The sequence below is a fragment of the Variovorax jilinensis genome, assembly GCF_030316885.1.
GTDB lineage: Bacteria > Pseudomonadota > Gammaproteobacteria > Burkholderiales > Burkholderiaceae_C > Variovorax > Variovorax jilinensis.
On record NZ_JASZYQ010000001.1, the window covers coordinates 243,904 to 264,898 of the forward strand.

Sequence of the window (20,995 nt, forward strand, 5' to 3'; positions counted from 1 at the left end):
CGCGCGCCTCGTCAATCCCGCGGCGGCCGCTTGGCGATGCCCATGGTCTTCGCGAGGATGCCGAGCATGACCTCGTCGGCGCCGCCCCCGATCGAGGCCAGCCGGCCGTCTCGGTACAGGCGCGAGACCCGGTTCTCCCAGGTGAAGCCCATGCCGCCCCAGAACTGCAGGCAGGTGTCGGCCACCTCGCGCGTGAGCCGGCCGGTCTTGAGCTTGGCCATCGAGGCCAGTTCGGTCACGTCCCGGCCCTGCACGTGCAGGTCGCAGGCGCGGTAGGTGAGGGCGCGCAGGGCCTCGACCTCGGTCTTGAGCTCTGCCAGCTTGAACTGCACCCACTGCTGGTCGGCCAGCGTGCCGCCGAACAGCTTTCGCTGCTGCGCCCATTCGATGGTCTCGGCGATGCATTCATCGAGCGGCACCAGCGAGCTCGCGGCGCACCACAGGCGCTCTTCCTGAAACTGCTGCATCTGGTAGACGAAGCCCTGGCCTTCCTCGCCGATGCGGTAGCGCTGCGGCACGCGCACCTCGTCGAAGTAGATCAGGCCGGTGTCGCTCGAATGCATGCCGATCTTGCGGATCTTCTGTGCCTTCTCGATGCCCGGGCTGTCCATCGGCACCATCACCAGCGACTTGTTGCGGTGCACCGCGCCGTCGCTGGTGTTCACGAGCATGCACATCCAGTCGGCCTGCAGGCTGTTGGTGATCCACATCTTCTGGCCGCTGATGAGGTAGTCGCCGCCGTCCTTGCGCGCGTGGCTCTTGAGGCCTGCGACGTCGCTGCCGGCGCCCGGCTCGCTGACGCCGATGCAGCCGACCGTCTGGCCGGCGATGGCGGGCGCGAGGAACTCGCGCCGTAGCTCGTCGCTGCCGAAGCGCGCCAGCGCGGGCGTGCACATGTCGGTCTGCACGCCGATCGCCATCGGCACGCCGCCGCAGCTGACATGGCCGAGCGCCTCGGCCAACGCCATCGCATAGGAGTAGTCGAGGCCGGCGCCGCCGTATTCCTCGGGCTTGTTGAGCCCCAGCAGCCCGAGCGCGCCGAGCCGCGCGAACACCTGGTGGGCCGGAAAGCTCTCGGCCGCTTCCCATTCGTCGACATGCGGATTGATCTCCTCGTCGATGAAACGGCGCATCGTCTTCTGGATCTCGAGGTGCTCGTGCGTGTAGTTCATGCCTGGATGTCTCCGGTCGGGTGCAGTGCTGCGCACTCTAGGCGTGGGCCGGTCGATGCGCTTGCGGCAAGTGGCTGGTGGCTGGTGGCTGGTGGCTGGCGCGCTTCAGCGCTGCGGTCTGATGCGATAGAGCGCATTGTTGCGGTCGGCCGTGAAGTACACCGTGCCATCGGCGCCGACCGCGACCCCGGTCGGCACGTAGGGCGGCGGCATGCCGGGACCGGGCTCGAGGCCGATGGGCAGGTTCTCGGCCACGACGCGGCGCGTGTTGCCCGCGGGGTCGATCTCGACCAGCCGGCGCGCCGCGGTCTCGGCCACGATGAAGGTGCCCCAGGGCGTCTGCGAAACGCCTTCCGGCATCGCGAGGCCCTCGGCCACCGGGCGCAGCGGTGCGCTCGCATCGAGCGGGATGCGCGTGAGCTTGCCCGCGGCCTCGGTGACGTAGAGCGCGCCGTCCTTGCCGAGGATCATCTGCACCGGGCCGCCCAGGCCGCTGGCCAGCACGTCGCGCTTCTCGAACGTCGGGCCGCTCGCGCGCGTCACGCTGCCGGTCGCGATCTCGGCGAACACCACGCTGCCGTCGGCCATGGGAATCGCGTCGACCGGTGCCTTCAGCCCGTGGATCACGGCCGTGGTCTTGAGCGTCTTGCGGTCGACCAGCTGCACCGTGCCCGTGAACCACGAAGTCAACGCGAAATGCGTGGCCGAGAGGCCGACCGCGAACGGGTATTCGAGCTCGGGTTCGCGCTGCATGCGGAAGACGTCGGTCACGGCGCCGCTGCCTGCATCGATCTGGCGGAAGCCGAACACGTCGGCCACCCACAGCGTGTTGCCGTCGATCTTCAGGCCCGCGGGCACCGCGAGCTTGCCGCCGGTCAGGAGGCGCAACTCGCCGGTCGCGGGGTTGAAGGCCTCGATCGAGTTGTCGGCCATGTTCGAGACATAGATCGTGCCGTCGGGCGCGATCGCGAGGTTGTCGAGCGAGGGCTTGAGCTGCCGGGCGACCGTCTTGCGGCCGGTGGCCAGCTCGACCCGCACCAGCTCGCCGCTGCGCGCATCGACCACCCACAGGTTGCCCTTGCCGTCGAGGTTGGCTGCAGCGGGGATCTTGAAGCCGTCGGCGATCACGGTCAGCGCGCCGTTGGCCGGATCGATCTTCACGACCTGGCCCTTGAACCATAGCGGCCCGTAGAGCATGCCGTCGGGGCCGACCTCGAAGCCGTTGAAGCCGCCCATGTCCTTCTTTATGAGGCGCGGCGGCTTCTGGCCGGCCGGGTCGATCTCCCACAGCGCATCGCCGAGGAAGACCTGCGAGGCGTAGAGCTTGCCGTTGCGGCGGTCGAAGTCGAGCGAGTTGAGGCCCGGCAGGTCCTTGGCGACCACCCGCATCGGCGCGCCATCGGCGTCGCGCATGCGCAGCATGCCCATGATGTAGTTGGTCCAGGCCAGCTCGCCCTTGGGCCCGACCGCGATGTCGTCCGCCTGGCCTTCGGGCGCATTGACCAGCACGCGCGCCGCACCGGTGCGGCGGTCGACTTCCCACAGCGTGTTGCCGACCACCGAGCCGGCCAGCAGCCGGCCCTTGCCGTCGACTGCGAGGCCATGGACGCCGGCGAAGGAAGAGGGCGCCACCAGGGCCTCGGGCGCGGCCCAGGCCGCGGGGCGGGTGGCGGGTGGTGCCACGGTGGTGCAGGCGGCGAAGGCGAGCGTCGACGCCAGCAGGGCGCTGGACAGGATGCGGTTCATGGTTGTCTCCTCGTTGTACGGAAAGCCGCTGGCAGGCTATCAGCGAAGGGCGGGCTTGCAGTCACCCTGGAGACAAGCCGCGCTCAGGCCCTGAACCGCTTTCGTGTGAGCGCCAGCGCGACCCAGAACGCCGCCACCGTGTAGACCGCGAGCACCGCCGCGTGCAGCCACCATTCGGCCGGCCACTGGTCCATGAACAGCGGCCGCACCAGCGCCACCGCATTCGACAGCGGCAGCCAGGCCGCCACCGATCGCACCACGGCGGGCAGCTGCTCGAGCGGGAAGAAGACGCCCGAGAGGAACATCATCGGCGTCATGAACAGGGTGAAGTAGTAGGTGAAGAAGTCGTAGCCCTTGGCCAGCGCGTTGAAGATCAGCGCGATGCACGAGAAGGTGATGCCGACCCCGACCAGCACGAACCAGGCGACGATCAGCTTGGGGCTGTGGCTGATGCCGAGCGCCAGCATCACGAACAGGATCGCGGTGGTCGTGAAGATGGCCTTGAAGCCGGCCCACAGCATCTCGGCCATCACGACGTCGTCGAGGCCGACCGGCGCGTTCATGATGCCGTCCCAGGTCTTCTGCACGTGCATGCGCGAGAAGGCCGAATAGAGCGCCTCGAACGACGCCGCGTTCATCGCGCTCATGCAGATCGAGCCGCTGGCGAGGAACAGGATGTAGGGCACGGCGACGCCGTCGACCTGGACCTGGCCGACCAGTGCGCCCATTCCGTAGCCGAAGGCCACGAGCCAGATCAGGGGCTCGGCGATGTTGCCGATCAGGCTCGGGATGGCGAGCTTGCGCCACACCAGCAGGTTGCGCAGGAACACCGGCCACCAGCGCATCGAGAGCTCGGGCGGGCGCCAGACGGAGGGCGCCGCGGGCGGCGCCGGGGATGTCGCGAGCGTGGAAGTCGTGTCCGCCATGGTTCAGCCGTCCTCCCTGATCTGCCGGCCGGTCAGCTTGAGGAACAGGTCCTCCAGATTGGCCGGCCGATGAAAGGTGCGCAGGCCGCTGCGGTCGCCGAGCGCCGCCATCAGGCCGCGCGCGTCCTGCGTGTAGAAGAAGGCGGTCTCGCCGCTGACCTCGACCCGGGCCGCGAAATCCTTGAGCGGCGAGCGCGCGAGCTCGAGCGCGCCATTGCCGTAGAGCTCGACCACGTCGGGCTCCAGATGCTCGGCGATCAGGTCGCGCGGACGGCCCTCGGCGATCTTGCGGCCATGGTCGAGCACCAGCAGCCGGGAGCACAGGCGCTCGGCCTCGTCCATGAAATGGGTGGTGAGCAGGATCGACTTGCCCTGCGCGAGCAGCACCTGCAGCCGCTCCCACATCAGGTGGCGCGCCTGCGGGTCGAGCCCGGTGGTGGGCTCGTCGAGCATCAGCAGCTGCGGATCGTTGACCAGCGCGCGTGCCAGCGACAGCCGTCGGCGCATGCCGCCCGACAGCTCGCCGGGCTTGGCATCCGCCTTGTGCGAAAGCGCCGCGAACTCGAGCAGCTGCGGCACGCGTGGCGCGATCTCGCTGCGGCGCATGCCGAAGTAGCGCGCATAGACCATCAGGTTCTCAGCGCAGCTGAAGTCGGGATCGAGTGTGTCGAACTGGCTCACGACCCCGAGCCGGGCCTTGATGGCGCGCGCGTCGCGCGGCATCGAGAGGCCGTCGAGTGCCTCGATGCTGCCGCTGTCGGGCGTCGTGAGGCCGAGGCACATGCGGATGGTGGTGGTCTTGCCGGCGCCGTTGGGGCCGATCACGCCCAGGCATTCGCCGGGCGCGATCTCGAAGGACAGATCGTCCACCACCGTGGTCGTGCCGTAGCGCTTGCGCAGGTGGCTGGCGCGGAACAGGGGCGAGAGGGGCGTCAAGGGCGAGGGCGGCGTCGGCACCGCGGCATTGTGGCCCATGCGCCGCGCATGGCTCGCGCCGACGTCAGAGCGCAAGCCCGCTGAACTCGGCCTTCATCCAGTCGATGAAGGCCCGTGTGCGTGCGGGCAGCATGCGCGCATGCGGATAGATCACGCTCACGGGACGCGGCGGCGCCTCGAACGCCTCGAGCAGGATCTCGAGCCGGCCCTGGGCCACCAGCGGCAGCACCTGGTAGGACAGGAACATGCCGACGCCCGCGCCCGCGGCGCAGGTCTCGATCGCGGGCGCGATGTGATTGAAGTCGATGTTGCCGCGAACACCGACCACCAGCCGGCGACCGTCCTCGCGAAAGACCCACTGTGCGATCGTGTTGGGACGCACGCAGATGCAGTTCAGGTGGGCCAGTTCGCGCGGGTGGCCGGGCCTGCCGTGCGTGCGCAGCCAGTCGGGGCTGGCGACCACCACGCGCCGGATGCTGCCGAGCTGCTGTGCCACCAGCGAGGAATCGTCGAGCGCGCTGATGCGGATGCCGACGTCGATGCCCTCTTCCAGCAGGTTCACGGTGCGGTCGTGCAGCAGCACGCTGCAGCGCACGCGTTCGTGGCGCTGGAGAAAGCGCACGACCGCGGGCGCCACGTACATGTGGCCGAACAGCACCGGCGCCGTGACCGTGAGATGTCCGACCGGTTCCGACGCGTCGACCGACAGTGCGCGGTCGGCGGCGTCGGCCGCAGCCAGCACCTCGCGGGCGCTGTCGAGGTAGCGGCGGCCTTCCTCGGTGAGCGAGATGCGCCGGGTCGTGCGGTGGAACAGACGGACGCCCAGATGGGCCTCGAGCGCCGCCAGCGACCGCACCACGGCAGGCAGCGAGCTGCCCTGCGCCTCGGCCGCCCGCGTGAGGCTGCCGCGATCGGCGATCTGCACGAAGGTCTGCATGGCCTTGAGACGATCCATCGCCTGATTAAACCGTAAATCGAAGCAGTCATATGCAGTCGAGGCCATTACTCCAGTGCAGAGATCAAAGAACAATCGGTGCATGCCATTGCAACTCCAGGAGGAATCCATGGTCGCCACGCTTCCCGCCGCACCGATCCGTCTCTATGGCGCCCCCGTCTCGGGGCACTCGCACCGTGTGCGCCTGTTCCTTTCGCTGCTCGGCCTGCCGTTCGAGACCATCGACGTCGATCTGCGCGCGGGCGAGCACCGGCAGGCCGGGTTCCTGCGCCGCAACGCCTTCGGCCAGATTCCCGTGATCGAGGACGGCGACTGCACCGTCGCCGATTCGAACGCCATCCTGGTCTACCTCGCCGAGCGCTATGCGGCCGAGCCGGCGCGCTGGATGCCGCGCGATGCGGTCGGCGCGGCGCAGGTGCAGCGCTGGTTCTCGGTGGCGGCAGGGCCGCTGGCCTCGGGCCCCGCGGCGGCCCGCGTGATCGCGCTGTTCGGGCTGGACCAGGACCCGGCCGAGACGATCGCACGCTCGCACAAGCTGCTGGGCGTGATGGAGCTGCAGTTGACGATGCAGGCCTACCTGGCCGGAGCCGCGGTCACGCTGGCCGACATCGCCAACTACACCTATGTGGCCCACGCGCCCGAAGGCGGCGTTTCGCTCGCGGCCTATCCGGCGGTACGCGCGTGGCTGGCGCGCATCGAGGCGCTGCCGGGCTTCGTGCCGATGGCACCGGCGCGCGTCGGAGCCGTGACGTGAATGCCCCGGCCTTCGTCCTGCAGGCCGGCATCGATGGCGGGCCCTGGCATGCGGGCGAGCGTGCGATGCAGGGCCTGGCGGGGGTGCGCGAACGCATGGCCGAGATCGGCCCGCGCGTGATCCGCGACCACATGCCGCAGCAGCACCGCGACTTCTTTGCCCAGCTGCCTTTCCTCGTCACGGGAGTCGTCGATACGCACGGGCAACCCTGGGCCGGTGTGCTTGCGGGCCCCGCGGGTTTCGCGCACTCGCCCGACGAGCACCATCTGCGCATCGATGCGCTGCCACGATCGCAGGACCCGATGGCGGCTGCGCTGTTGCCGGGCGCCGCGATCGGCCTGCTCGGCATCGAGCCGCACACGCGCCGCCGCAACCGCATGAACGGCGTGGTCGACGAGGTCGATGCGCGGGGCTTCGCGGTCGCGGTGCGGCAGAGCTTCGGCAACTGCCCGAAGTACATCCAGGCGCGCGAGCCGGTCTTCGTCGATGCGCCGGCCCAGGACCTGCCGGCACATCGGTCGTCGCGCCTGGAGGGTGAGGCGCGCCGGATGGTGGAAGCCGCCGACACCTTCTTCATCGCAAGCGCCCATCCGGCGTCGCAGGGGGTCGACGTCTCGCACCGTGGCGGGCGGCCGGGCTTCGTGCGTGTCGAGGCCGATGGCACGCTGACGGCGCCGGACTTCGCGGGCAATCTCTTCTTCAACACGCTGGGCAACATCGCAGTCGAGCCGCGTGCGGGCCTGCTGTTCGTCGACTTCGAGCGCGGCCACCTGCTGCAGCTGGCCGTCGAGGCCGAGGTGCTGTGGGACGGTCCCGAGCTCGAATCCTTCCAGGGCGCGCAACGACTGCTTCGCATGCGGGTGCTCTCGTCGCTGTACCGGCCGCAAGCCCTGCCGCTTCGGTGGGGCGCGGCGCAGCCCTCGCCGTACCTGGCGGCCACCGGGCGCTGGAGCGCTGCCTGACGAGCTTGCCTCACTCGAAGACGGGAATGCGCACGTTGACCGAGGGCCGGTAGCGCCAGCTGCCCTGCGCGAGGACGTCGAGGTCCAGGCCCTGTTCGAGCAGGGTCTCGACGCCGGCAGTCGCGAGCGCGCAGGCCAGGGCCTCGCCAGGACAGGCATGGGCGCCGTGGCCGAAGCCCAGGGAGCGGCGCTCGCTGCGTTGCAGCTCGAAGCGATCGGGCGCAGGGTTCAACGAGGGATCGCGGTTGGCGGCAGCCAGCACCAGCAGCAGCGCGTCCCCCGTCGCGAGCTCGACGCCCGCCACGCGGGTCGGAGTGGCGACGAAGCGGCGCGTGTTGTGGACCGCCGGATCGAAGCGTGCGACCTCGCCGACCAGACTCGCCAGGAGATCGCGCCGCGCGTCCAAGGCGGTTCGCAGGTCCGGGTTGCGTGCCAGCGCCAGCACGCTGTTGCCGACGAGCCCGGCCGTGGCTTCGCAGGTCTGCGACAGCAGGCCGACCAGGTTGGCCTGCAGCGCGCGCGAGGGCGGTTCGGACGATTCGGCCTGCAGCCGCGCGAGCACGCTGCCCGGTGCCGCCGGCCTTGCGGCGGCCAGGGCCTCGAAGCGGCGCAGCAGCGCTTCAGCGGCTTCCGCGGCCTGCACGAGCTGCGCGGGATTCGACAGCGGCGACAGGCAGGCGACGAAGTCGCGCACCCAGTGCACGACCTGCGGCAGCTCGCGCAGGTCGAAGCCGAGCCACAGCGCCACGCTCGCGACCGGGAGCGCGAACAGTCGCTCGTCGAGCGGCGCTTCGGCGATGGGGCCTTCGCGCGCGATGCGGTGCACGGCATCGCGTGCGGCCGCGAGATCGATGCCGCCGATCAGGCGCTGCAGCACCGGCCGATGCGCGGCATGGCGCGCGCCGTCGTTCATGCGAACGAGCTGGCCGAACAGTTCGCCCGCGGGCGTGCCGGCGAAGGTGCGCGGCACCGGCTCGGCCGGAGGACGCACCCGCAGCGCGGGGTTGGCGAAGATCTCGCGCAGCACGTCGGCGCGGCTCGCGATCCAGAGCTTGCTTGCGGGGTCGAAGACCAGCGGCGGCCCGGCGCGCAGGCGTGCATAGAAGGGGTAGGGATCGGCCGAGGTGACGGCGGCGATCGCATCGGACGCTTGGATCGCGTCGAGCGGATGGGCGATGGCGTTCATGCGCGCAGTGTGGACTTTTCGCTCCGACACGCTTCGTCTACCATCGAAATATGGAAAGCCTGTCGGCCGAGAACTGCCTTGCGCGCCTGGCCGGCGCAATCGCCGAGCCTGCCCGCGCGCGCATGCTGTGCTGCCTGATGGACGGCCACGCCCGCACCGCGACCGAGCTGGCGGCCGTTGCCGAGGTCGCGGCCTCGACCGCGAGCGCGCACCTGTCACGGCTCAGGGAACAGCGGCTGGTCGACGCCATGGCCCAGGGCAAGCATCGCTACTTCCGGCTCGCGGGCCCCGAGGTGGCCGCGGCGCTCGAAGGCCTGCTGGTGGTCGCTGGCGCGCCGCGTGGCGAGTTCCGGCCGAGCACGCCGAACCGCCTGCGTGCCGCCCGCACCTGCTACGACCACATGGCAGGCGCCGCGGGCGTGGCGATGCACGACAGCCTCCATGCGCAGGGCTGGCTGCGCGCGGGGTCCGACGGCAACGACTACCTGCTCAGCGCGGAAGGCGAGCTCGCGCTCGAAAGCCTCGGCGTCGACATTGCGCAGGCGCGCGGCGCGCGTCGGCGCTTCGCCTGCGCCTGCCTCGACTGGAGCGAGCGCCGGCCACACCTGGGTGGGGCGCTCGGCGCGGCCTGCCTGCAGCTCGCGCTGCGCCGGGGCTGGGTGCGGCAGGTGCTCGACAGCCGTGAACTCGCCGTCACCCCCAGGGCCGAACGCGAGATCCCGGAGCTTTTCGGCCTGGGCTGATTGCCAGACGCGCGGCTACTGGAACGCCACTTCGGCGAAGCTGCGCAGCTTGCGGCTGTGCAGGCGGCTCGAGCCTTCCTGGCGCAGGATGTCGATCGCCGCCATGCCGATGCGCAGGTGCTGCTCGACCCGCTCGCGGTAGAACTGGTTGGCCATGCCGGGCAGCTTGATCTCGCCGTGCAGCGGCTTGTCGCTCACGCACAGCAGCGTGCCGTAGGGCACACGGAAGCGGAAGCCGTTGGCCGCGATGGTGGCGCTTTCCATGTCGAGCGCGACCGCGCGGCTCTGGCTGAAGCGGCGTTGCGGCTGGTTTCCGGGCAGCAGCTCCCAGTTGCGGTTGTCGGTGCTGGCCACGGTGCCGGTGCGCATGATCTTCTTGAGCTCGGTGCCCTGCGTGTTCGTGACCTCGGCCACGGCCTTCTCGAGCGCGAGCTGGATTTCGGACAACGCCGGGATCGGCACCCACAGCGGCAGCTCCTCGTCGAGCACGTGGTCTTCTCGCACGTAGGCATGGGCGAGCACGTAGTCGCCGAGCTGCTGGCCCTGCCGCAGGCCGGCGCAGTGGCCGAGCATGACCCAGGCATGCGGGCGCAGCACCGCCACGTGGTCGGTGATGGTCTTGGCATTGGCCGGGCCGACGCCGATGTTGACCATGCTGATGCCGGTGCAGTCCTCGCGCACCAGGTGATAGCCCGGCATCTGCGGCAGCCGCGGCGGCGGGGTGCCCTGCGAGCCGTCGAGCAGGCTGCCGTACATCGTGCTCGATCCCGCGGCCAGTCCGCGCCGGCGCGTGACCACGTTGCCGGGCTCGATGAAGGCGTTGTATTCGCTGTTCTCGTCGGCCATGGCCTCGCGGCCCAGGCGCACGAACTCGTCGATGTAGAACTGGTAGTTGGTGAACAGCACGAAGTTCTGGAACCACTCGGGCGCAGTGCCGCTGTAGTGGCGCAGCCGGTGCAGCGAATAGTCGACCCGCGCCGCGGTGAACAGCGACAGCGGCTGCGCCTCGCCGGCCTTGGGCTCGTAGGTGCCGTTGGCGATGCCGTCGTCCATGGCGCCGAGGTCGGGCAGGTCGAAGACGTCGCGCATCAGCGCGCGCCTTTCGGCGCTCATCGTGCCTTCGATGTGGTCGTTCTCGGCGAACGAGAAATGGATGGGGATCGGCTGCGTGCTGGTGCCGATCTCGAGCTCGACCTGGTGGTTCTCGAGCAGCAGCCGGAACTGGTCGCGGTAGTAGCGCGAAAAGAGGTCGGGGCGGGTCAGCGTGGTCTCGTAGCGGCCCGGACCGGAGACGAAGCCGTAGCTCAGGCCCGCATTGGCGGCCGGCGTGCGGCGCGAGACGGTGTGGGTGTGGACCCGCACGAAGGGATAGCAGGCGCGCACGCGGCCCGGAAGGCTTTCGCCGGCCACGAAGCGCTGCATGGCCTCGCGCAGGTGCTGGAGGCCACCGTCGTAGATGTTGCGGACCTGTTCGAGGGCGGCGTCGGCGTCGGTGAAACGCGCGGGCGCGATGAAGGCTGGCATGTAGGGCATGAGCAATTGTGGCCCACAGCCCTCCCGTCTAACCCGGCATCGGTTCGCGCATCGTGACGAATTCCTCCGCCACCGTGGGATGGATGCCGATGGTGGCGTCGAACATCGCCTTGGTCGCGCCCGCACGCATCGCGACCGCGAAGCCCTGAACGATCTCGCCGGCCTCGGGGCCGACCATGTGGAGGCCCACCACGCGGTCGCTGGCCTTGTCGACGATCAGCTTCATGAAGGTGCGCTCGGGTCGGCCCGAGAGCGTGTGGCGCAGTGCACGGAACTCGCTCGAGAACAGCGTCACCTCGCCGAACTTCATGCGCGCGCCGGCTTCGGTGTAGCCGCAGGTGCCGACGTTGGGATGCGTGAACACCGCCGTGGGCGTGAACGCGTAGTCCATGCGCCGCTTGCCCTTGCCGAAGAGCAGGTCGACAACCACCATCGCCTCGGCCAGCGCCACCGGCGTGAGCGGCTGGCGCGTGGCGACATCGCCGACCGCGAGGATCGACGGCACCGAGCTGCGGTAGTCGGCGTCGATCTTCACGCGGCCGCGGTCGTCGAGCGCGACGCCGACCTGCTCGAGCCCCATGCCCTGGGTGTTGGGAACGCGCCCCGTCGCGAACAGGATCACGTCGGCCTCCACGCGCTGGCCGCGTGCGAGCACCGCGCACAGGCCGTGTTCGATCTCGCGGATCGACGCGATCTCGGAATTGAAGCGGATGTCGATGCCGGCGCGGCGCATCTCCTGGGCCAGGAAATCGCGAACGTCCTCGTCGAACTCGGACAACAGGTGGGCCTTGCGCTGCAGCAGCGTGACCTCGCATCCGAGGCCCTTGAAGATCGATGCGAATTCGCAGGCGATGTACCCGCCGCCGACCACCAGCAGGCGCTTGGGGAAGGGGTCGAGGTCGAACATCTGGTCCGACACGACCACGTGTTCCTTGCCCGGCAGTTCGGGGACGAAGGGCATGCCGCCGGTGGCGAGCAGGATGTGTTGCGCGGTGAAGCGGCGTTCGCCGACCATCACCGTGTGGGCATCGACGAGCTGGGCCCAACCCGCGATCAGGGTCGCGCCCGCGCCATCGAGCAGGCTCTCGTAGACCTCGTTGAGGCGGTGGATCTCGCGCGCGCGGTTGGCCTTGAGGCGCGCCCAGTCGAAGTGCGGCTTGGCGACATCCCAGCCATAGCCGGCCGCTTCCTCGAAGGCCTCCGCGTAGCCTGCCGCATAGCTGTAGAGCTTCTTGGGAATGCAGCCGACGTTGACGCAGGTGCCGCCGAGCTCGGCGCATTCCGCGATCGCGACCCGGGCACCGCGCTGGGCTGCCATGCGAGCGGCACGCACGCCGCCGCTGCCGCCGCCGATGACGAAGAGATCGAAGTCGTAGGTGGGCATGGGAACTCCTTCGCGCCGACTGTAGCCGGCGCGAGGGATGCCTGCCCGCCGCCATGCGCGATGCGCGCGGCGCTCAGGGGCGATCGGGCTGCTGCTGCTGGGCCTGGGCTGCGCGCTGCTGCATCGCGCGGAACTGCTGTTGTTGCTGCTGCTGCTGCTGTTGCTGCATCTGGGCCGCGCGCTGCTGCATCTCCTGCGCCTGGCGCATGGCATTGGCCTGCTGGGCCTGTTGCGCCTGCTGCATGTGTTGCTGGGCCTGTTGCGCCTGCTGGGCCTGCTGCGCCTGCTGCGCCTGCAGCTGTTGCATCTGCTGGGCACGCTGCTGCTGCAACTGCTGCTGGGCCTGGGCCTGGGCCTGCTGCGCCTGGACCTGGGCCGCGCGTTGCTGCATCTCCTGCTGGCGTTGCATCTGCTGAGCCTGCAGTTGCTGGGCCTGTTGCTGCTGTGCCTGTGCTGCGCGCTGCTGCGCCTCCTGCTGCTGGCGCTGGACCTGCTGCATCTGCTGGGCCTGCGCCTGCTGCATCTGCTGCGCCTGTGCCTGCTGCTGAGCTTGCGCCGCGCGCTGCTGGGCCTCGATCTGCTGGCGTTGCGCCTGCTGCTGTTGCTGAGCCTGTTGCATCTGCTGCTGGGCCTGCATCTGCTGTGCCTGTGCTGCGCGCTGCTGAACCTCCTGCTGCTGGCGCTGCATCTGCTGGGCCTGCTGCACCTGTTGAGCCTGCTGCGCCTGTTGGGCTTGCTGGATCCGCTGTGCCTGCTGCACCTGCATCTGCTGGGCCTGCTGCACCTGTTGAGCCTGCAAGGCCTGCTGAGCTTGCTGCATCTGCTGTGCTTGCGCGGCCTGCGCCTGCACCCCGCGCTGCTGCTGCAGCAACTGCTGCTGTGCCTGCTGCACCTGTCGCGCCTGCTGAAGTTGCTGGGCTTGCTGCGCCTGCTGAACCTGCTCGAATTGCCGCATCTGCATCGCGGCCTGCGGCGGCGGCGTGGCGCGGCGGCCGAATCCGGCCCGGTCCTCGCGCAGAGGGATTGGCGCCCCCATGCCGACGGGCACGCCCGCGAAGCGGTCGGCTGGCAGCCGCACCACGTCGCGCCGACCGATCGGGCCGCGGCCGAAGACGTCGGTCGGCACCACGGTGACCGCGCCGGGCAATTGCCGGTTCGCGTAGCCGCCCTGGTGCGCCGCCGCGACCTGCCGCTGGAATGCGGCGCGATTGGCCTCGTCGACGTAGCGCTGGCTGGCGCGGTAGCCGGGCCGCCAGGCCTCGCCGGGGGCGAGCGGGAACCAACCCACGCCGGGTCGGCCGCTGCCGAGTGCAAGGTTTGCTCCGCCACCCGCGGGGCCGCCGACGAAGCCCACCAGCGCGGGCGAATACACGGGACGCGCGCGGTGCTGCCCCGGCACCCAGCCCCAGCGCGGGCCGATGCGGGCCCAGCGTCCGTAGTGGGCGGGGGCGAAGCCCCAGGGAGCGGCATCGACCCAGGTCCAGCCCCAGGGCGCGACGTCGACCCACTGGCCGTCGCGGTAGGGCGCCCATTCGGGATCGACGTTGCGCGGATACCAGACGTTGCCGTAGCCCGGGTCGGTCTGCCAGTCGCCATGGGCGTCGAGCTGCTGGTAGCCCACCACCTCGCGCGAGACGTAGCGCGCCGACACCGATTGCTCCTCGAGCCGGTCGCGCTCGGCCACCCAGCGATCGAAGCCGGTGCCGGTCCGCACCGCCGCGCCGCTGACGGCCGTGAGGTTGCGGCCGGAGGTCGCGAGCTGCTGCTGGGCGCCGAGCGCGACCGATTCGCCGCCGTCGCCGAACAATGTGGCGCGACCCGAGGCCACTGCCACCCGCGTGATGCCGTCGACCGGATCGACCTCGATGCGGTAGTCACCCGGCGCATCGATCACCATGGCGAGGTTCGAGGTGTCGACCTCGAGCCGGCGGCCGGCGAGGTCCTCGCGCACGCGCAGCTGCAGCCGGCCCTGCGACACCGTGATGCGGGCCGTGTCGTCGTCGAGTTCGGAAATCGAGACGCCGGTCTGCTCGTCGAGCCGCAGCGCGGTGGCGCCGACCTGCAGCTCCGCACGCGCGTCGCGGTCAGTCCAGAGCCGGTCGCCGGTCGTGAGCGGGCGATTGGCAGAGGGCTCGAACCAGTCGTTCTCGCCCGCGGGCGAGAAGCTCACGCTGCCTTGCTGGTCGTTGAGCCGGCCGACGCGGCCGGGCGGGTCCTGAGGCTGCTGCTGCTGTGCCATTGCCGGAGCGATGGCGCAAAGGAGGAGCAGGCCGAGCAGCCAGGCGACGGCGCGGCCGTGGATGAAGATGGGGCGAGGGTTCATCGAGTTCTTTCGTCTCCTGTGCCTTCAACGCGCGAAGGCCGCTCGCGGACGGCTTCCGCCGTGCAAAGCAAGGAAACCATCGGTGACGAACCCGCAACTGCGTGTAAGCCGGACCTGCGCCCGGCTGCAGTCCGCGAGCGCTGCTTCAGGCCGCGGCGCCGGACCTTCGATGCGAGAGAAAGAAGCGCAGCATCTCGGCGCTGGCGTCGGGTCCCGAAGGATCGGTGTAGCTTCCGCGCGCGCTGCCGCCGGCCCAGGCATGGCCGGCGCCGTGCAGCAGCCAGTGCTCGACCGCGGGCCGGCCCTGGGCGTCGGCATGCACCCGACGCGTGAAGGCACGGCCGCCGGCCGAGCGGCCCTGCGTCGTATCGGCGGTGCGCCCCACGCCCTGCTGCTCGGCGATAGCCGCGGCCGTCACCGCTTCGCCGTTGCGCACGTGGACCGTGGCATCAGCGTCGCCGTGGAAGACGATGGTGGGCACGGTCGGCCGGCGGGTGCCGCTCGCGGCCGGGCCGTTCTTCATGGCGCCGAGCGCGGACATCAGGTCGGCGGCCGCGCCGGTGGGCAGGCCTGAATGCACGCCGGCGGCGGCGAACAGGTCCGGATAGGCATGCGCCAGGATGTCCGCCATGGCGCCGCCGGCCGAAAGGCCCGCGACGTAGACGCGCTCCGGGTCGACCGCCTGCGCGGCCATCACCGAACGGGTCAATGCAGCCAGCAGCTCGGGTTCACCGCGCCCGCGCTGCTGGTGCTGCGGCTTGAACCAGTTCCAGCACCTGGACGAGTTCGCATGCTGGGTCTGTGCCGGATAGAGCACCAGGAAGCCGTGCTCCCGCGCAAGCTGGTTCATCTGCGTGCCGGCCGCGAAGTCCTCCGGATCCTGGGTGCAGCCGTGCAGCATCAGCACCAGGGGACGCGGGCTGCCCGCGCCCTTCTCGGGCACGAAGAGCTTGTAGCCGAGCGGTCGGTGGGCGTGAACGAACAGGCCCTCGGTCCATTGCTCGGTGCCGGTGCCGGTGCCGGGCGCCGGCGGCTCGACCGTCTCGGGCGCGAGCCGCGACTCGGGCAGGTCGTGAAGGTCGTCCAGCGGATGGATGGGCGCCGTTTCCGCGGCGGTGCCCGAGGCCGTGGCCGGCAGGTCGACCACGCGGGCCTCGACGTCGACCACCAGGGTCTCGTCGCTGGCGTGGCTCGCCCGGGCAGATGCCGTCGGAGCCCCGGCAGGCGTCGCCGCCGGCGGAAAGGGTGCCGCGTCGCCTCCGAGCGCACGCTGAATCGCCCGCGTGGCTTCCTGCAGGTTGCCGCTCTGCGTGAGCTCGGTGGCCTTGCGCATGAGGCGCTCGAACAGTGGGTTCATGGGAATGCCTTTGGAGATGGAAAAGAAAGAGGGATCAACGCACCCGGTCGGCGAGCGCGGCCTTGACCGCCGCGCTGGCATGCAACGCACCGAGCACCGTGACGGAGGCAATGGTTTCGCGCGCCAGCTCGGGCGTGACGTCGGCCGCGATGGTCGCGAGGCCCAGCACGCGGATCTCGAGCCGCTCGCCGGCGCGGCGCACGGCTTCGAGCTCCGCGACGCCGAACTGCTGCAGGCCGAGCACCAGCATCTTTCGCGACACGACCTGGCGCAGCGCGTCGGCGTGCACCGCGAGCTGGTTGCGGATGGCGGTGCGGATGAAGTCGGTGCGGTTCGAGTAGAAGCCCTCGGCGACCAGCAGGTCGATGTGGCCGAGGTCGACGTAGCCGAGGTTGATCGTGATCTTCTCGGCCTCCGGCGGCCGGGCGCGAGCAGCAGAGGGGACGGGGGCGAAGGGCGTTTCGGGCATGTCGCCATCCTATCACCATCCATATGGATGGCATACGGATGTTTTTCATCGATCCGACGAATGGTCGACAAATGGTCAAGAATCGAGTCATGACGATCGCAGACCCGAATTCCTCTTCAGCACCTGATCGCTCCGGTGTCCGTGCAGCAACCGGCTACGCAGGCGACGTGACGCCCGAGCAGGCCGCCGAATGGGTCGCAGCCGGCGATGCAGTCCTGGTGGATGTGCGCAGCGATGCCGAGCGCGAGTGGGTGGGCTTCGTGCCAGGGGCGGCGCCAGTGGCCTGGAAGCAGTGGCCCGGCATGCTGCCGAACGCCGACTTCGATGCCAGCCTGCGCGCAGCGGTGCCGGCGGGCCGCAAGGTGGTGCTGCTGTGCCGCAGCGGCGTGCGCTCCATCGCCGCGGCGAAGCGCGCGACCGAACTGGGGCTGGAGGCCTACAACATCCTCGAGGGCTTCGAGGGCGACGCCGACGAAGCCGGCCATCGCGGCCGCAAGGGCGGATGGCGCTTGCGCGGCCTTCCGTGGCAGCAGAAGTAGGGCGGCTTCCGCGGGCCGCCTCGCGCGCCGCCTACTTAGGGATTCGCAGCTTCTGGCCCGGATAGATCTTGTCCGGGTGGGTCAGCATCGGCTTGTTGGCCTCGAAGATCTTGTTGTACTTGTTGGCGTCGCCGTAGTACTTCTTGGAAATGGCGGACAGCGTGTCGCCGCGCACCACGTCGTGGTACTGCGCCGGGTCGGCCGCCGGTGCCACCAGCTTGTTGTCCACCTGGGTCACGTTGGCCACGTTGCCCGCGGCCAGCGAGGCCTTCTCGCTGGCTTCCTGCGAGGGCGCCTTGCCCGACAGCGTCACGATGCCGGTGGCACCCGCGTAGACCACCGCCAGTTCGGTGAGGCCGAGGTTCTGGGTCTCGATGTAGGTCTTGATGGCCGCGCCGGCCGTCTGGTCCTTGTCGGCACTGGCGGGCTCGGCCGCGTGCGCCGCCGAACCGCCGAAGAGCTTCTCGCCGGCCTCCTTGATGAAACTGAGCAATCCCATGCTTTTCTCCTTGTGGCTGTGGATCGACGGGCCACTTTACGGCGCGCGAAAGCGGATTCACGTAGGCGGGCGGCGCGCAAGTGCAAGCACCCGTAAGCACAACTCGCAATAATCCGGCGCATGGCATTCCTCGCGATCGACATCGGCAACACCCGCCTCAAGTGGTCCATCTACGACGGCGCGCGTCCCGGTGCCCGGCCGATCGCCCACGGCGCCGAGTTCCTCGACCACATCGAGCGCCTGGCCGAAGGCCCGTGGGCCGAACTCGCATCGCCCGATTCGATGCTGGGCTGCGTGGTGGCCGGCGACGCCGTGCGGCGCCGGGCCGAGGAGCAGATCGTGGAGCGCTTCGAATGCTCGCCGCGCTGGGTGGTGTCGAGCGTGGCCGAGGCCGGCATCGTCAACGGCTACGACCATCCCACGCGACTCGGCGCCGACCGCTGGGTGGCCATGATCGGTGCCCGCCAGCGCATGCTGACGCAGGGCGCCGCGCGGCCGATGGTGGTGGTCATGATCGGCACCGCGGTGACGGTCGAGGCGGTCGACGCCAACGGCCGCTTCCTGGGCGGCCTGATCCTGCCGGGCCACGGCATCATGCTGCGGGCGCTCGAATCGGGCACCGCCGGACTGCACGTGCCGACCGGCGAGGTGCGCGAATTCCCGACCAACACCAGCGACGCCCTCACGAGCGGCGGCACCTACGCGATCGCGGGCGCGGTCGAGCGCATGGTGCAGCACGTGCGCGCGCATTGCGGCGCAGAGCCGGCCTGCTTCATGACCGGCGGCGCCGGCTGGAAGATGGCGCCGAGCATGAACGGCGACTTCGAACTGGTCGACAGCCTGATCATGGACGGCCTGCTGGTCATTGCCGAGGAGCGCATGCTGCCCGGGTGAATGTGGCCCCCACGCTCCCCCACTTCGTGTGGGTCGCTGCCCCCCGAGGGGGCCGCAGGCCGCCTTGGGAGCGGCCCGGCGCCGGCCTGATGTCGCCCCCACGCTCCCCCACTTCGCGGGCCTGATGCCTCTTCAGCCTTTCCAGAGTTGCGTCGCGGTGTGGATCAGCAGCCCCACCAGCCCGCCCACCAGCGTGCCGTTGACGCGGATGAACTGCAGGTCGCGGCCGATGTTGCGCTCGAGCTCGACCGTCATCTCGTCGGCATTCCACTCGGCGACGCGCTCGACGATGTAGCGGCGGATGTCCTCGCGATAGCGCTCGATGGCGCGCGGCGCGGCATCCACGATCTGCTCGTTGATCCAGCGCCGCATCGGCTCGTCGGCGGCCAGGCGGGCGCCGAGCCCGCCGGCGAGGCCCACCAGGCGCTGGCGGATGCTCGAATCCTCCTTGGCGAGGTCGTCGTGCAGCCAGCCCAGCAGCTCGCTCCACAGGCCGTGCAGGTAGTCGCCGAGCGCCGGATGCGCCTGCAGCTCGGCCCGGATGGCCTCGCCGCGGCGCTGGAATTCAGGGTCGGTCTTGAGCCGCTCGACGAAGTCGGTCATGTAGGCGTCAAAGCGCTGCCGCAGCGGATGCGCCGGCTCCGCGGCCATCTCGCCGAGCGTGTGGACCGCGGCCGCCACGATCTTGCGGGTCGCGAGCTTGGCCGCCATCTGGTCCAGTCCGACGTAGCGCAGCGCCTTGATCTCGCGCGCGATCGCCTCGGTGATGCGCTCCTGGACTTCCTCCCCCTCGACCACCGCCGACACCTGCTGCAGCAGGTCGTCGAGCAGCGCCTGGTGGCGCCCGCCCGCGGTCAGCGCGTCGAGCGCCTGGCCGGCAAGGCGCGCGAGGTCGACCTGCGCCAGGCCGGCGGTCGCCATGCGGCCGAGGAAGTCGCGCACGCGCGCGTCGTCGAAAGCCGCCAGCCCGTAGCGCGCCGCGGCCACCAGGTGGCCGCCGAGCTTCTCGGTGCTCGCGGGGCGCGACAGCCACTCGGCCAGCCGCGCCGCCGGATCGAACTGCGCGAGCTTGGCCAGGACCTGCGGCGTGCTCAGGAAGTTGTCGACGATGAAGCCGGCCAGCTTGGCGCCGATGCGGTCCTTGTTGGCCGGGATGATCGCGGTGTGGGGGATCGGCAGCCCGAGCGGATGGCGGAACAATGCCACCACTGCGAACCAGTCCGCGATGGCGCCGACCATGGCGGCCTCGGCGAAGGCCGCCACGTAGCCCCAGCCCGCCCAGGCCGCCGGGCGTGCCTCGAGCGCGGTCGCCAGCGCGTAGAGCAGCGCGGCAGCGCCCAGCAGGGCCAGCGCGATCCGCTTCATGGCGGACCTAGCGGATCTCCCGGGTGCTCGCGAGGCCGCGCAGGAACAGCTCGCAGCGCGCCAACTGCTCGAGCGTGACGTACTCGTCGGGCTGGTGCGCCTGCACGATGCTGCCGGGGCCGCAGACGACGGTCGGGATGCCGGCATTGCGGAACAGCCCCGCCTCGGTGCCGAAGGCGACCAGCGTGGTGCGCGATTCCTTGGCCAGCCGCTGGGCCATGCGCGTGACCGGCTCCTCGGCCGAGCTCAGGAAGCTCGGGATCTCGCAGATGGTCTCGAAGCTGAAGCCGGCATCGGGCGCGACCTTCTTCATCGCCGCCTCGGTGCGGCTCGCATAGGCCAGCACTTCCTTCTGCATCAGGGCCGCGTCGGCGGTCGGCAGGTTGCGGAATTCGTAGCGGAACTCGGCGTCGCGCGGCACCACGTTGTCGGCGATGCCGCCGTGGAACTGGCCCACGCTGGCGGTGCTGAAGGGCACGTCGAACCCCTCGTAGCGGCGCTCCTCGCGCTCGAAGCCCTCGGCCATGTCGCGCAGCTTGCCCACCACGCGCGCCGCCATCTCGATCGCATTGACCGACTGCGGGGTGAGCGAGGAATGGGCTTCCTTGCCGCGCACGCAGCACTTGTAGCGGTAGACGCCCTTGTGCGCGATGGCCGGCACCATCAGGGTCGGCTCGCCGATCACGCAGGCCAGCGGCTTGATGCCCTGGTCCTTCATGTCGGCGATCAGCTCGCGCACGCCGAAGCAGCCCACTTCCTCGTCGTAGCTGAAGGCGAAATGCACCGCGAAAGGGGAATCGCTCTCGATGAAGCGCTCGGCGTTGGCCAGAGCGATCGCGATGAAGCTCTTCATGTCGGCGGCTCCGCGGCCGTAGAGGCGGGGCTCGACGCGCGCCGCATCGGCGTTGGCGTCGTCGGCCGGCCAGTCCTGCACGATGGCCGACAGCGGGTCCACGCTCCAGTCCTGGCCATCCCAGGGCACCGTGTCTGTGTGGCCGGAGACGATCACGCCGGCCTTCTTTCCGGCTCCCAGCGTGGCGAACAGGTTGGCCTTGGTGCGGTCGGCGTTGTAGGTCAGCCGGCTGCGGATGCCCAGTCCCGCGAGGTGATCGCGCGCAAAGTCGATCAGCTCGAGGTTGCTGTTGGCGCTGACCGTGTTCATGCGCACCAGGGTCTGCGCGAGTTCGAGGCTTCGGTTGGAAAGGACGTGTGACATGAGGGTCATTCTCACGGAAGTTCGGCGCCGACGGGT

General features: G+C 70.1%; 19 protein-coding genes. 5 read left to right on the top strand and 14 right to left on the bottom strand.

Annotated elements, in window-relative coordinates:
* Positions 1-11 precede the first annotated feature (11 nt).
* The 5 genes from QTH87_RS01250 to QTH87_RS01270 all read right to left on the bottom strand — a co-directional run bounded on the left by QTH87_RS01250 (position 12) and on the right by QTH87_RS01270 (position 5,735).
* Entirely contained in the window at positions 12-1,172 is a 1,161-nt protein-coding gene (locus QTH87_RS01250) for an acyl-CoA dehydrogenase family protein (RefSeq protein ID WP_286606217.1), read from the bottom strand.
* A 105-nt stretch (positions 1,173-1,277) separates the two neighbouring features.
* Positions 1,278-2,918 (bottom strand): Vgb family protein, encoded by a 1,641-nt coding sequence (locus QTH87_RS01255; RefSeq protein ID WP_286606218.1) that lies wholly within the window; start codon positions 2,916-2,918, stop codon positions 1,278-1,280.
* 83 nt (positions 2,919-3,001) lie between these two features.
* Positions 3,002-3,844 carry an ABC transporter permease gene (locus QTH87_RS01260; protein ID WP_286606219.1) on the bottom strand — a complete coding sequence of 281 codons (843 nt, stop codon included), beginning with the start codon at positions 3,842-3,844 and terminating at the stop codon, positions 3,002-3,004.
* A 3-nt stretch (positions 3,845-3,847) separates the two neighbouring features.
* Positions 3,848-4,819: an ATP-binding cassette domain-containing protein gene (locus QTH87_RS01265; protein WP_286607992.1), complete on the bottom strand. Its 972-nt coding sequence runs from the start codon at positions 4,817-4,819 to the stop codon at positions 3,848-3,850.
* 25 nt (positions 4,820-4,844) lie between these two features.
* The gene (locus QTH87_RS01270) at positions 4,845-5,735 is read right to left on the bottom strand and encodes a LysR family transcriptional regulator (protein WP_286606221.1); all 891 of its coding nucleotides are present in this window, start codon (positions 5,733-5,735) and stop codon (positions 4,845-4,847) included.
* A gap of 82 nt (positions 5,736-5,817) precedes the next feature.
* On the opposite strand from QTH87_RS01270, the gene QTH87_RS01275 reads away from it, so the two are divergent.
* Positions 5,818-6,489: a glutathione S-transferase family protein gene (locus tag QTH87_RS01275; RefSeq protein ID WP_286606223.1), complete on the top strand. Its 672-nt coding sequence runs from the start codon at positions 5,818-5,820 to the stop codon at positions 6,487-6,489.
* Positions 6,490-6,518: 29 nt separating this feature from the next.
* Positions 6,519-7,451, top strand: coding sequence for a pyridoxamine 5'-phosphate oxidase family protein (locus QTH87_RS01280; RefSeq protein WP_286607994.1), 933 nt, complete (start codon positions 6,519-6,521; stop codon positions 7,449-7,451).
* A 10-nt stretch (positions 7,452-7,461) separates the two neighbouring features.
* Here the strand turns inward: QTH87_RS01280 and QTH87_RS01285 are convergent, their stop codons facing one another.
* On the bottom strand, positions 7,462-8,637 hold the full coding sequence (locus tag QTH87_RS01285; protein WP_286606224.1) for a cytochrome P450: 1,176 nt from the start codon (positions 8,635-8,637) through the stop codon (positions 7,462-7,464).
* Positions 8,638-8,687: 50 nt separating this feature from the next.
* Between QTH87_RS01285 and QTH87_RS01290 the strand changes: the two genes are divergently transcribed.
* Positions 8,688-9,380 (top strand): ArsR/SmtB family transcription factor, encoded by a 693-nt coding sequence (locus QTH87_RS01290; RefSeq protein WP_286606225.1) that lies wholly within the window; start codon positions 8,688-8,690, stop codon positions 9,378-9,380.
* A gap of 15 nt (positions 9,381-9,395) precedes the next feature.
* On the opposite strand, the gene QTH87_RS01295 is transcribed toward QTH87_RS01290, so the two are convergent.
* From QTH87_RS01295 to QTH87_RS01315, 5 genes are all read right to left on the bottom strand, one after another.
* Positions 9,396-10,913, bottom strand: coding sequence for an AMP nucleosidase (locus QTH87_RS01295; protein ID WP_286606227.1), 1,518 nt, complete (start codon positions 10,911-10,913; stop codon positions 9,396-9,398).
* Positions 10,914-10,941: 28 nt separating this feature from the next.
* A complete protein-coding gene (gene gorA, locus QTH87_RS01300; protein WP_286606230.1) occupies positions 10,942-12,297 on the bottom strand; it encodes a glutathione-disulfide reductase in 1,356 nt (451 codons plus the stop codon).
* A 73-nt stretch (positions 12,298-12,370) separates the two neighbouring features.
* On the bottom strand, positions 12,371-14,620 hold the full coding sequence (locus QTH87_RS01305) for a DUF6600 domain-containing protein (protein ID WP_286606232.1): 2,250 nt from the start codon (positions 14,618-14,620) through the stop codon (positions 12,371-12,373).
* Between the two features lie 145 nt (positions 14,621-14,765).
* Positions 14,766-15,977: an extracellular catalytic domain type 1 short-chain-length polyhydroxyalkanoate depolymerase gene (locus QTH87_RS01310; protein WP_286606233.1), complete on the bottom strand. Its 1,212-nt coding sequence runs from the start codon at positions 15,975-15,977 to the stop codon at positions 14,766-14,768.
* A gap of 34 nt (positions 15,978-16,011) precedes the next feature.
* A complete protein-coding gene (locus QTH87_RS01315) occupies positions 16,012-16,446 on the bottom strand; it encodes a ribbon-helix-helix domain-containing protein (RefSeq protein ID WP_286606235.1) in 435 nt (144 codons plus the stop codon).
* An 89-nt stretch (positions 16,447-16,535) separates the two neighbouring features.
* Between QTH87_RS01315 and QTH87_RS01320 the strand changes: the two genes are divergently transcribed.
* Entirely contained in the window at positions 16,536-16,985 is a 450-nt protein-coding gene (locus tag QTH87_RS01320) for a rhodanese-like domain-containing protein (RefSeq protein ID WP_286606237.1), read from the top strand.
* Positions 16,986-17,016: 31 nt separating this feature from the next.
* On the opposite strand, the gene lysM is transcribed toward QTH87_RS01320, so the two are convergent.
* Positions 17,017-17,484 carry a peptidoglycan-binding protein LysM gene (lysM, locus tag QTH87_RS01325; RefSeq protein WP_286606239.1) on the bottom strand — a complete coding sequence of 156 codons (468 nt, stop codon included), beginning with the start codon at positions 17,482-17,484 and terminating at the stop codon, positions 17,017-17,019.
* Positions 17,485-17,604: 120 nt separating this feature from the next.
* On the opposite strand from lysM, the gene QTH87_RS01330 reads away from it, so the two are divergent.
* Positions 17,605-18,378 (top strand): type III pantothenate kinase, encoded by a 774-nt coding sequence (locus QTH87_RS01330; RefSeq protein ID WP_286606240.1) that lies wholly within the window; start codon positions 17,605-17,607, stop codon positions 18,376-18,378.
* 132 nt (positions 18,379-18,510) lie between these two features.
* Here QTH87_RS01330 and QTH87_RS01335 read toward each other — a convergent pair whose 3' ends face one another.
* Both QTH87_RS01335 and argE read right to left on the bottom strand, forming a co-directional pair.
* Positions 18,511-19,743, bottom strand: coding sequence for a DUF445 domain-containing protein (locus QTH87_RS01335; RefSeq protein ID WP_286606241.1), 1,233 nt, complete (start codon positions 19,741-19,743; stop codon positions 18,511-18,513).
* 7 nt (positions 19,744-19,750) lie between these two features.
* Positions 19,751-20,959 (bottom strand): acetylornithine deacetylase, encoded by a 1,209-nt coding sequence (gene argE / locus QTH87_RS01340; protein WP_286606242.1) that lies wholly within the window; start codon positions 20,957-20,959, stop codon positions 19,751-19,753.
* Between the last annotated feature and the right edge of the window lie 36 nt (positions 20,960-20,995).